This window comes from Micromonospora sp. 4G55 (assembly GCF_016803375.1).
The window spans coordinates 1-10,931 of sequence record NZ_JAEVHN010000175.1 but is presented as its reverse complement, the minus strand read 5'-3'; the positions used below and the strand labels follow the sequence as shown (position 1 = coordinate 10,931).

Below are 10,931 nucleotides of genomic sequence, written 5' to 3'. Positions count from 1 at the left end.
TCCTGCGCGACGGTGGCCGGCTCGATCTACCCAGCGACTCGGCGGCGCTGGCAGTACGAGCCCTCGACCGGATCATGGCCGAGGACTCCGAATGGCACGACCTATGGCAGGACGCCGCCGGGAACGTTAACCCAGCCTTCGACGCCGTCCACGACCTACGAACGGTCCTTACGGCGTAGCAGAAGGTGGTGGCGCATCAACTGTCCGCCACGCTGACTCGGTACCGACCAGGCGCGGCGGGTCCAAGAAGCCTTCAATGCATGCGGGGAGCATCGAGCATGCCGGGCGGCACAGCGCCGAGCCCATAAGCCGCCACACCAACAGCCCAAAGAAGACTCGCGGTTCCGACAGCGCCGAGCATCCCCACGCCAACAGCCCGCAGTCTGGTTCGCACGAGCACCACGGCCACCGAGACGCTGACGAGCGCTGGACAGGCACCCATGAACGCAAGGGTGAAGTACCACTCGCCGACGTTGTCATTGCCAGTCGGCCCCCAACCAGCGAACACGAGAACCACGGCCTCCGGCAGCAGTCCGGTGCACGCTCCGACCGCGCTCGACGCTTGAGCGGAGGTGAGGCATGCGAGGCGCATGCCGTCAGAGGGTATAGGGCCGCGGGCAGGCACCCAGGAATGGTGCAAACGGGACCCACGGGTGTGCTCGGCCGCGCGGGATTACAGGATGTGCAGGAGATTGTGGGTCGCGGCGAAGCGGTTGTCGCCGGTTGGTGGTGTTGGTCCAAGCAGGTGTTCGGCGGCGCCTCCGGCGTTCGCCGCCGAGGCCGACGCCGACATGTGCCAGGTTGGGGCGGTTGCCACGTACTTGTAGCTGCGGCAGCCGTCCGCGTCGGTCCATGGACGTCCACGGCCGCCCGCACCAGTCCTCCCTCAGCTAGTCACTGACCCCTCGCCGCGGCCTCTTGATGGATGACACAGAGGGGAGCCAGATCAGTGCGCCTAATGAACCTTCCGGCCGTCTACGCCGCACCTTTAGACGCTGTTTGCGGCAGCGCCGAGCACGTACCACAGCAACGCACTCAGGACGCCGCTGGAGGCCGTGGCGACAAGCAGCGTCGGCCACGCGAGCCAGAGACGGTGCGCCGTGGCCAGCCAGACCAGAACGGTCAGGGGAAGCACGATCTTGAGCAGTTCCGAGATCACAACACTTTGGATGAACTCCGCTTGGTACGGGTCGGCCACCGGCAGCAATTGCCAGGGCGGCACCTCCACCATCGCCTGCCAACCCTCGCCGGACAGAAGCCCACACGTGACCCCAGCGGCCAGCGCTGCTGGCGACACTCCGCCGACTCGTACGACATGGCCAAGGAGCCCTAGCGCCGGTCCCGCGACGAGAGAACCGATCAACCACACTGTCGTCATAATGGCGACCGAGCGCAGACCCTGCAGGTCGGCCGACGTACCGTCCTCCAAGAAGCCCCCACTCCATCGGCGGCTGACCACCAGCACAAGCAGGTAATAGAGCAGCGTGGCCAGCACCAGTAGAGCGGTAGCGCCGCCAGCGGCTCGTCTGACACCGACAGCCGCACGGCCGGCCAGGAAGGCCGCCAGGCCCCAGGCGAAGCCACTGCTGGTAAGCGAGATCACGACCTGTCCCACAACACCGTCGACAGAGTCGGCAGCGAACGCGAGCAGCCCCAACGCGACGGCGGCGGTGGCGACGACCCCCGCATAGGTGCGACGTGGCCCTTCAACAGCAACGTCGGTCACGCCCAGCCTCCTCAAACGGGCGCCCACCGTATCAAGATCTCAAGGGTCGCCTCCCTTCCTGCGCCTACAAGAAGGCATCCTCATCTCGGCTACTTGAGAGCGCGCGGGCGCGGCTCCGTCGTGCGTCCGGTCGGGGGCGTTCGTCGACTCGGCTCCGCATGTGGTAGCGACGTGTTCGGGTGCCGTCTCTGATTCCACATGGCGAATCGGAGGCTCAGTGCAGGGCGATGTGGGCCTCGGTGAGGAAGCGGTCGCGGTCGTCGCCGTGGGCGATTGCTGCGTTGTAGACGGCGTCGATCGCGGCGACCAGCGGATCGTCATTCGCCAGGGCGATCAGGGCGGGGAACGCGGCGGCCTGCTGGAGCATCTCGGTGACGCCGCGTGTGCCGAACGCTTTCGGGTCTAGCCGGAGCGGGACGGTGGTGTGCGGCACCTCGGGATCGGACAGGAGCCGGTTGAACGCGGCGGTGCCGCTCTGCTCGGTGAAGGATCGGGGCAGTGGGCGGTCGGCCTCGGCGGCGGCGAGCGCGTCGGCGATCCACCCGATCTGCTCCAGTCCGGCCACCCGCATCGCGCGGCGGGCCGCCCAGCAGGCTGCCTCGCGCTGGCGGGCGGCGGGCAGCGCGTCGATGCGGTCGAGCATCGGGCGGTCGATCCGGGCCAGGGACCGCGCCTGGCTGAGGAGCCCGCGGACACGATCCGACGGCGGAGCACCTCCCCACTGCTCGGCGACGCGCTTGGCCTGCAGGCGGCGGGTCTTCTCGGCCAGCGCGGTCGCCTCGGCGGCCTGCTTCCGCAACGTCTCCACCCACGGATACGACCCGACGGTGTCGAGCAGATGCTCCCAGATCAGACCGAGGGCGAAGGCGTGCCGGCCCAGCACACCCTCGTGTCGCAGCTCGAAGCCGTCGGGGCCGGACGTCAGCCGTACGGTACTCGGCTCGTTGTCCGGCAGCGTGGTCAGCGGTTGAGGGAAGATCGGCTCGTCGGCGGTGGCCCACGACCAGGTGAGTGTCTCGCCGTCGACCGGCTCCAGCCGGACCTCCAGGTCACCGGCGGGCAGCACTCCCACCGAGGCCTCGACCGGCACCGGCCGGTAGCGGACCACCGCCACCCGGGACAGGCCGGCGTCGTCCTCGTACGGGTCGGGTGGCAGCGGCCCAAGGATGGCCGGACGGCCAGACGGGCGCGGTACCAGGGACAGCATCGCCCACTCGGCGGCCTTCGCCGGTCTCTGCTCCCAGTCGCGGCCCCCCGGGTCGGCCAGTACGGTGCGCCATGGCGTCTCCTCGGAGACCGCCCAGATGTGCAGCTCGTGCCGCTCGGGCGGGTCGTCGTCGGTGCGTACGGTCTCGTGCAGGCGGTCGCGCGCGTGCACCCGCACCCGGATCAGCCCGCGCGGGACGGCGACGTCGGTGAGGGCCGCTGCGGTGCCGCCCATCAGCCCGACGACCGAAAGCCGGCCGCTGGGACTCCAGAGGGTCGCCTCACTGATCGCGTCCCAGCCGACGTCGGCCTCCGCCGGAGGACCGGGCAGGACACGGACGCGTGCCCGGATCCAGCCGGTGTGTATGCCGCAGAAGCCGGTGACCTGATGCGGCCCGCCGACGTGCAGCAGGTCGTCGCCGAGGGTGTAGATGTCCATGCGGGATGCGCCCGGCACCGTTGACACCTCGTACTGGCAGTAGCTGACAAACAGCCGCGCCCACTCGGTCACGGATCCCGAAGTTTGATGATCTGCGCCATGCAAATCGTCCACTCCCAGATCCTATGGCCGTCCTCATCGGACCTATGAAGCACGGGGTCGATGGGAAGTCCTCGCCGGCGCTGTCCGACCAGGCCAGGTGGCCGACCCGGTGCGCACAAGCGTCTGTGACAGCATGACTGGTGACGCAGCCGTGTAGGACTGGCCTGAGGCGGGAAGCGGGCCCGGTGCCGCGCTTTGTCGGCGGCAGATGTTCGCGCCTGGCCCTATCGCTAAAGGTCGATCCAGTAACGCCTGGCGGGTCCCGAATTTGGTGTCCCGGATGCCCTCGAAGACGCCGCCGCACCGCTCGATCGTCTTTGCCGAGGCGACGTTGTCGACCGCGCAGACGGCCAGCAGCCGATCCAGGCCGAGCGCTAGCGCCTCGTCGAGCATCCGGCCCAGCGCCCAGGTGGCCAGCCCGCGCCGGCGGGCGGCCGGCCGGATGCCGTAACCGATGTGGCCGGCCCACCGCATGTAGTCGTCGCTACCGTGCCGCAGTACGATCCCGCCGAGCACGCGATCTCTCTCGACGATCCATCGATACGTGCAAGGACGTTTGCCGACGTCGATCGTCTTCGCCGGATCCGACTGGTCCGTCAGCCGCGCCACCCAGGTCGCGAACCCGGTCGGCGAATCCACCTCGTCGGACGGGCCCAGCCCGAAACCGTCCTCGTGCAACCCGGGACCCCACTCCGCGTGAGCCTCGAGCCATGCACGGTGCAGGCGGACGGTAGGTGCGATCAACTCGGGCACGCGACGACCATACCGGCCAGAGCACACACGGACATCAACGTGAACATGCCGCGAGCACTGCACTCTCCACGGCAAAGGCGGCGCGTCCGTCGAGCAACGTGACGCCCGGTAGGCGGCTACTTATCTACTGGTGGTACGGCCGCAGCTCGGCGAGGCCTGGTCGAGGTGACCGGCGGGGTCGCTCTCTCATCGGCTGCCCAGGACCGCGGATCGCGGCCAGAAGCGGATACGTCCGTGGCGTGATGCCGGCGCTCCGCCGCGTAGCTCGAAACGGACGGAACGCTATACCGTGACCGAGTGGATCTTCTCGTGGTGGGTGGCAGCGGCTTTCTCGGACTGGAAATCACCCGTCAGGCGCGGCGCGCCGGTCACAGCGTCGCGGCGACCTTCCACAGTCGCGTTCCCGCCGTCGCTGACGTTGACTGGAGGAATCTGGATATCCGCCACCGCGACGACGTCACGGCCCTGGTCCTCGCAGCACGACCTGATGTGATCGTCAATTCCGCCTACCGGCAATCTGACTGGGCAACCACAGCCGAGGGCGGCATGCACGTCGCCCTCGCAGCGGCAGTGGTAGGAGCCCGTCTTGTGCACCTGTCCAGCGATGCGGTCTTCTCCGGTACGACGGCCCGCTACGACGAGACGCACGTCCCGGATCCCACGACACCATACGGTGCCGCCAAAGCCGCCGCCGAGACCGCGATCAAGGGCATAACGCCGACCGCCGTCATCGCCCGGACCTCACTGATCATCGGTGACGGCGATTCCCAGCACGAGAGACACGTGCACGCACTGGCAGCCGGTGCCGTAACCGGTGCCCTCTTCACCGACGACGTGTGATGCCCGGTGCATGTCACCGTGATGCCCGGTGCATGTCACCGACCTCGCCTCCGCCCTGCTCGAACTGGCCGCGTCGCCATACGCCGGGTGTGCCCAACACTTGCACCCGCACCGGACGCCGCCGGCCGAAACGAGTACCGCCACGAGGAGTCCGACGCGCATGGCCTCGACGCGGACGAGGGCGGGCGGCCCCGAAGGACGCACAGCCGGGAGCTGCGTGCCCGCCCACGGCCAGCGAGCCGGCGGCGGCGCTGGCTGATCCCGCCGGTCATGCTGATCGCCGAGGCCACCAACCGCCACGACCGCCTTCCCCAGCGGGCGCTCGGTCTCACCGCTCAGCTCTGCAGTACCGGCGAGCGAGGTGCGCAAACGCCGACGCAGCCGGGGTGATGGAGCAGTGGAGAATCCCGGTGGTGGGGGTGCTCCACGAGGAGAAGGTGCCACTCATCCGAACGGCCTCCGCGCCTGGACAGGAGACGGTGAAGGTGCCCTCAACCTTGAGGATTCCGGAGAACGCCACCACCGTGCCCGACTGCTTGTTCTCCGTCAGCGTCCTTCGTGCCAGATCCGCTTCGTCGTCCGGTGTGGATTGCGCCTCCACCGGTAGGTCCTTCGTGGTGGACAGCGACTCGGCCAGAGTCGGAATCCAGCCGGTGGACAGTGGGGCCCCTGAGAGCCTGGGTTGGGATTGTTCTTCCTTATGAACGAGGGCTGGCTTGCTCGCCGCGCTCCCGTCTCGGACAAAGACGCTCGTAAGCCTTTTTTCCTGCGATACCCCGGACCACGTGATTTTGGCTTGTTGCGGGGCGCACATCGACGGCGTCGGGGATGCCGCCGAGGAGGCGGGTGTCGCTGTTGCGGTCTTCGCTGCTGAAGGCACCGGTGCGGCGGTCGAATTAGACGCGGCGAGGACGAGAAGTACGAGGGTGAGCGCCAGTAGAGACCTAGCCTGGTGGCGACGCATGTCTGACCTCATCTTGTTGAGCTGGCGGTGCCGCCGTCAGTCATGCTGCCATGTCTGACGGCGGCACCATATTGCTGCCTGCTAGTAGCAGTACTGTTCCTTGGCCTTCAGGCCCAGGCCGGTGGGTGTGGTGCCCTTGCAACGCACCGCGCCGTCGGTTTCGACGGTCCAGGACTTGGCGGTGCCCTTCTGTAGGAGCTGAATGGTGAGAGGGGACGGAAGCGGCACGCTCATGCATTACTCCGTGCCGTGATGACCGCGATACTGAATAAGGACCAGACGGAAGAAGCGGCCGGAGCCGTCGGCGGAGGCGAAAGCCGTCGCCGAGCTGGTCCGGGCGGCCACCCGGCGACGCCACCCGCCCCCGCACCGGCGTCTTCGCCACCCGCAGTCCCGACCGGCCCAACCCGATCGGCCTGCACGAGGTGCACATCCTCGCCATCGCCGGAACGCGCGTCCACGTCCGGAATCTCGAAGCCCTCGACGCAACCCCGATCCTGGACGTCAAACCTCTCCTCACACCCGACCCCTCTCCGGCAGCCTGGGCCATCTGATCCGTAGCCTCGGCGGTGCTGTCCCAATCGGTCCGGCCCGGTGCTTGGCCCCTGGCACAGAGCCTGCTGGCGTCCCCGCCCGTACGTCACAGTCCGAGGCCGTCGCTGTCAATCGCTGCCGTCAACGCGGCCGGGTCCTTGCCTCTGTGAGGACGTGTCCAGCCCTATCTCCCCCTGGTTTGGTCGGCACGACGCTGAGGTACTTCCATGTCTCACCGCGTCAGAGGCAAGGGGTAGGACAGCCATGTCGATGATCACCGCTCGTCGCGCCTTGGACGCTGGTGGCGTTCTGCGGCGTATAAAGATCGAGGTTGATGGGCAGGTCATGGCGCGCCTGAAACGCGGAGCCGCCCAAAGCGTCGAGGCAGCGCCAGGCCGGCATGTGGTACGGGCTCAATTGGACTGGCAGAGCAGCGGGCCAGTTGAGGTGCACCTCACCGGCACCGAGGCGATCGCTTTGGAGGCCGCCATAACGGAACGGTCGATGACGTTCACGGCGACTTTCCTACAGCCAAAGACCGGGCTCGACCTACGGGTGGTATGACCGCGCATTATGAGATCAAGATGAGCAGTCCGGTGAGCTGCGCGGATTGCCTTCTAGCAGCGGAAACGGCTCTCGATATCTCACACTGCTCCCCTGCCTTTCGCCATCCTTCTGCGGACTGGATGCGGACCGCACCCCTCCTGAAGGTCTGTGGCCGGTTGCGGGGCTACCGGACTGGCAACCCCGGCCTACGATCCTGCGCATGAACGTGACGCGGGTCCGCCTGCTTGCCTGCATGGTCATTCCGCTCCTGGCGGCCTGCGACGCCGAGCCCTCCGGCCCGATAACGGCCGCGTCGGTCACCTACAGCTGCTGTGAGGCCCAGGACGTCGACAGGCCGTACCAGCCTGGCCAGACCTTGACTGTGCACTGGACCGTCGAATCACCGGATGAGCCGGGCCGAACCCCACCACAGGTTGAGTTGACCGCACGCCTGACCGGTCCATTCGCCACCGTAGGTGATCTCAAAGCCGCCACAGAAGGCACCCCAAACGTTCCGCGGCTGGTCACCCTCGCGGCCGCACCGGTTCGACCATCCGGCACGCCCGACGAACGTCCCGTCAGCACGGTCGCTATCGGTTCCGACGCCAAGCCGGGTTACTACAACCTGGTCACCTCCGTGGTCGACGGCGGCAACACGGCGAGCGGCGGCGGCAGCATCGTCCAGGTAGTGCCCAAACCCTGAGCGGCGTGGATCGCGTCCCCATATGCGTCAGGCAACTGACCGGCCTGGGGATTAGAAGAAGATCGCGGATGGCTGGTCAGGCGGTCGCGCACCTGGTCGGCCGGTACGTCGTTGTCGGGCATTGTCGGCGTCGGCGGGCGGGCTTGGCTGTACCGATGGCTGTACGGTTGATCTATGACAGCGGCCGAGGAAGGGAATGCGGAACGCTTCCGCGATCCGAAGCCTTGGCTGCGTGGCTTGGCTGCTGGCGAGATCGTCGTCCGTTGCCCTCGCTGTTCCGGGCGGGCTTCCGTCCTTCCTGACCCTGAGTCGGCCGGCAGCTCCCGGCACCATGTCTGGCTGCGCCGTCGGCTCAGTTGTCTGGGGTGCGCGTATTCGGACGTCTGGGATGCTCCTCGCCGGGCAGGCGACGACGCGCGAACATTGCCTGAGTTCTCGGGCCCGAATGACCCGTACTTTGGGCTGCCGCTCTGGCTTTCGGTCGACTGCCGCGGCCGAGTGCTCTGGGCGTACAACGGCGAGCATGTGGACCTGCTGGAGGCGTACGTGTCCGCTCGGTTGCGGGAGCGCGGCCGGGACATGGGGAGCCAGACCCTTGTCGAGCGCTTGCCCGCGTGGGTCAAGGACGGCAAGCATCGCGCTGACGTGCTGGAGGGGATAGGCCGACTTCGGGCCCTGCTGGCCTGACCGCCGACCAACGGCCACCGTCAGTTTGGAAGAGCGTGCTCAAGCGGTCGTGATGCCCGAAACGCCTGTAGGCGACGGCCGGTCCGGTCGCGTCTCGTGCCCGCTCGTGCCCGCTCCGCGCCACGGTTACTGGCCCGCGGATGGCCCATGCCGGCTTTCGAGTTAGAAGAAGATCACGTTGGCTGGTCGTCTGGTGATCGCATGGTTCACTATCGCGCATGACGTGGCGAAGGACCGGGCTGGTGTTGGCGGTCATCCTGGCGGTGGTGGCCTTCGTTGGCTGGCGCTGGTGGCACAGCCGCCCGCCGTACGGCCCGGAAGCGCTGGCCATCAAGTCCTCACTTCAGTCCGTCAGCCACGAGGAGGCTCAGGCCGCGCTCGGCGAGAAGGTAGACGCCCCGGTGTCCAACGGACGTGACCAGTTGGTGCTCGGGCGGGTTTCTTGGCAGACCCCGCCCAAGCCACTCGATGGCGGATACTTCGCGATCTTTCTCATTGACAAGCGCACCAACCTCAAGCCGGGAAGCTTCTGCGCGTCGTCGCCACTGCAGGAGGCCGTCGGCCTCGGGAGTGCCGGAGTCGAGAACAAGATCGCCGAGCGCTATTCGTGGCTACAGGGCGCAGGCTACGTCAGAGAGGGAAACAGCTGGTGGAGCTACGGCTCCAGACTGGCCGTGTCCGACGGGAATGCTTCGCCGCTAACGTTCGTCGCGCCGTTTCCGCATGTGGAGGGGCCGCTACGGGCGGCGGTCCACGTGCCAACTGCCCCGGTTGCGATTTCGGACCTGCTGTTGGCCCTGGTCTATATGGGGCCGGACGGGCAGGTGTACTGGGCGCAACGGCTCCAAGGGTAGATAGCGGATCTCCTCGTCGGCAGTCGTAGACCGTCCAGCCTCTCCGGACGGGGTCCAGGTGGAGCGCCCTACCGGACGAACGACCTTGGCCCCGTCCGGGGGAGGCTGGACGGTCTGACGACTGCCGACGAGGAGATCCGCTCAGCTACCGAAAGACCGCACAGCTGCGAGGAGCTGCCCGAATCGCTCTAAGGGACGTCTCGTAACTGGGTGGAGGCGTTGCCCGTGGCCCGGGTCAGTGGTCAGCCGGCGAGGATGATGTTGTGGAGGTTGGCGATGCCGGAAGCGGCGTCGGCCAATGTGTGGGCGGCGCGGCGGTAGTCGCGCAGGATCTTGAAGCACTTCATCCTGGCCAGGGCGTGTTCGACCCCTGCTCGGACGGTGCGGTGTTCGACGTTGAGTGCTTCCTTCCAGGCGGGCAGGTCGCTGCCGTCGGTGGGCTTGCGGTACGGCATGATCACCTCGGGGTTGCCGCGGTAGCCGCCGTCGGCCATCACCGGTCGCCCGTCGAGATTCTCCGCGATGCCGGAGGTGCGGTAGACGATCGTGTCGTTGCGGTTGCCCGGCTGTGGGTCGCCGACGGCGATGACCAGGCGGGTGCTGGCGTCGATGGCGACCTGCAGGTTCGTCGAGTACCGGTAGTTCTTGCTGCGGGCGGCCAAGCGATGGTCGCGGGTGGGAATCAAAGTCCCGTCGACGATCGCGATCTGCTCGGCCGGCCGCTTGCGCACCGGCGCCAGGGCCAGCAGCGGCGCGAGGGTGTCGATGACCCGATGCGCAGCCGAGTGCGACACCCCGAACAGCGGCCCGATCTGGCGCATCGTCAGGTTCGTGCGCCAGTAGGTGGCCACCAGCAGTACCCGGTCGGCGAGGTCCAAGGCCCATTGCCGGCCCGGCCGGCCGTCGGCGATCGCGTCACCGCCACGCTCGGCGACCAGCCGGACCAGCTTGCGGAACTGGGCGGGCTGCAGCCCGGTGAAGGGAAAGATCCACTCCGGGCGGGCTGCGGTGATCACCTGCACCCAGCCATCCTCGATGATCATCCTCAGCAGACAGACACCGGGGTTACGAGACGTCCCTTAGCCAACGAAGCGGCTGAGAGCACGGCCGGCCGCCCTTCCGAACCGGCACACGCCCAGAGCAGGCGGCACCAGCCAGCCGGCGGTCCGACCCCTTCCTACGCCGGCTCGTGGCCTGGTCGGCCTTGATCGGGGTAGAAGATGAGTAGAAATTCCCTACGAAGAAGTCGCGTATGGCATGCACGATGGACGACGTCGACCGCGAGGCGCGACATCCTCCACTAGCGACATTTGGCCGACGGTTACCGATTGTCCTCACAGGGGTGACACGGCACCGCGCACGTCAGTGGAACTGGCCGTTGTCACGTGTTGACAACGGCTATTTCTCCACTGTCACCTCAAGGTGCTTTTCGGAGGCTTCGCTGGGATCGTCTCCCAAGTATTACCCAGTGCAGTTGATCAGGCAGAACTGTTACGCAGAACCGCGCCGCCGGCGTGGCACACCGACTGAGGAGCGGGATCGGATGACCTCATCGACGTTGACGGCGCCGGCGGCAT

At 67.4% G+C, this 10,931-nt stretch carries 12 protein-coding genes and 2 pseudogenes; 7 read left to right on the top strand and 7 right to left on the bottom strand.

Annotated elements, in window-relative coordinates:
- Window positions 1-2 precede the first annotated feature (2 nt).
- Window positions 3-179, top strand: coding sequence for a DUF4259 domain-containing protein (locus JNW89_RS36780; RefSeq protein ID WP_306344873.1), 177 nt, complete (start codon window positions 3-5; stop codon window positions 177-179).
- A gap of 74 nt (window positions 180-253) precedes the next feature.
- Here the strand turns inward: JNW89_RS36780 and JNW89_RS16390 are convergent, their stop codons facing one another.
- From JNW89_RS16390 to JNW89_RS16375, 4 genes are all read right to left on the bottom strand, one after another.
- Entirely contained in the window at window positions 254-592 is a 339-nt protein-coding gene (locus JNW89_RS16390) for a hypothetical protein (RefSeq protein WP_238449575.1), read from the bottom strand.
- A 396-nt stretch (window positions 593-988) separates the two neighbouring features.
- Window positions 989-1,726, bottom strand: coding sequence for a hypothetical protein (locus tag JNW89_RS16385; RefSeq protein WP_238449574.1), 738 nt, complete (start codon window positions 1,724-1,726; stop codon window positions 989-991).
- Window positions 1,727-1,940: 214 nt separating this feature from the next.
- A complete protein-coding gene (locus tag JNW89_RS16380; RefSeq protein ID WP_238449573.1) occupies window positions 1,941-3,389 on the bottom strand; it encodes a hypothetical protein in 1,449 nt (482 codons plus the stop codon).
- A gap of 126 nt (window positions 3,390-3,515) precedes the next feature.
- Entirely contained in the window at window positions 3,516-4,226 is a 711-nt protein-coding gene (locus JNW89_RS16375; RefSeq protein WP_238449572.1) for a GNAT family N-acetyltransferase, read from the bottom strand.
- Window positions 4,227-4,523: 297 nt separating this feature from the next.
- Between JNW89_RS16375 and JNW89_RS16370 the strand changes: the two are divergent.
- Window positions 4,524-5,154, top strand: a pseudogene (locus tag JNW89_RS16370) (sugar nucleotide-binding protein); the annotation flags it as partial.
- 240 nt (window positions 5,155-5,394) lie between these two features.
- On the opposite strand, the gene JNW89_RS16365 reads toward JNW89_RS16370, so the two are convergent.
- On the bottom strand, window positions 5,395-5,667 hold the full coding sequence (locus tag JNW89_RS16365) for a hypothetical protein (RefSeq protein WP_238449571.1): 273 nt from the start codon (window positions 5,665-5,667) through the stop codon (window positions 5,395-5,397).
- Window positions 5,668-6,111: 444 nt separating this feature from the next.
- Entirely contained in the window at window positions 6,112-6,264 is a 153-nt protein-coding gene (locus JNW89_RS16360; RefSeq protein ID WP_238449570.1) for a hypothetical protein, read from the bottom strand.
- A 116-nt stretch (window positions 6,265-6,380) separates the two neighbouring features.
- On the opposite strand from JNW89_RS16360, the pseudogene JNW89_RS16355 reads away from it, so the two are divergent.
- The 5 genes and pseudogenes from JNW89_RS16355 to JNW89_RS16335 form a co-directional block, all read left to right on the top strand.
- Window positions 6,381-6,584, top strand: a pseudogene (locus tag JNW89_RS16355) (TrmO family methyltransferase); the annotation flags it as partial.
- Between the two features lie 244 nt (window positions 6,585-6,828).
- The gene (locus JNW89_RS16350; protein ID WP_238449569.1) at window positions 6,829-7,128 is read left to right on the top strand and encodes a hypothetical protein; all 300 of its coding nucleotides are present in this window, start codon (window positions 6,829-6,831) and stop codon (window positions 7,126-7,128) included.
- A 202-nt stretch (window positions 7,129-7,330) separates the two neighbouring features.
- A complete protein-coding gene (locus JNW89_RS16345) occupies window positions 7,331-7,813 on the top strand; it encodes a hypothetical protein (RefSeq protein WP_238449568.1) in 483 nt (160 codons plus the stop codon).
- A 174-nt stretch (window positions 7,814-7,987) separates the two neighbouring features.
- Entirely contained in the window at window positions 7,988-8,500 is a 513-nt protein-coding gene (locus tag JNW89_RS16340) for a hypothetical protein (protein WP_238449567.1), read from the top strand.
- A gap of 242 nt (window positions 8,501-8,742) precedes the next feature.
- On the top strand, window positions 8,743-9,354 hold the full coding sequence (locus JNW89_RS16335; protein WP_238449566.1) for a hypothetical protein: 612 nt from the start codon (window positions 8,743-8,745) through the stop codon (window positions 9,352-9,354).
- Window positions 9,355-9,596: 242 nt separating this feature from the next.
- Here JNW89_RS16335 and JNW89_RS16330 read toward each other — a convergent pair whose 3' ends face one another.
- Window positions 9,597-10,376 carry a transposase family protein gene (locus tag JNW89_RS16330; RefSeq protein WP_238449576.1) on the bottom strand — a complete coding sequence of 260 codons (780 nt, stop codon included), beginning with the start codon at window positions 10,374-10,376 and terminating at the stop codon, window positions 9,597-9,599.
- Window positions 10,377-10,931: the final 555 nt, after the last annotated feature.

What these genes read in the sequence shown, in the direction of transcription:
- JNW89_RS16390 (WP_238449575.1), bottom strand. Translation starts at nt 592, where the DNA reads ATGCGCCTCGCATGCCTCACCTCCGCTCAAGCGTCGAGCGCGGTCGGA.
- JNW89_RS16360 (WP_238449570.1), bottom strand. Translation starts at nt 6,264, where the DNA reads ATGAGCGTGCCGCTTCCGTCCCCTCTCACCATTCAGCTCCTACAGAAG.
- JNW89_RS16350 (WP_238449569.1), top strand. Translation starts at nt 6,829, where the DNA reads ATGTCGATGATCACCGCTCGTCGCGCCTTGGACGCTGGTGGCGTTCTG.
- JNW89_RS16345 (WP_238449568.1), top strand. Translation starts at nt 7,331, where the DNA reads ATGAACGTGACGCGGGTCCGCCTGCTTGCCTGCATGGTCATTCCGCTC.
- JNW89_RS16340 (WP_238449567.1), top strand. Translation starts at nt 7,988, where the DNA reads ATGACAGCGGCCGAGGAAGGGAATGCGGAACGCTTCCGCGATCCGAAG.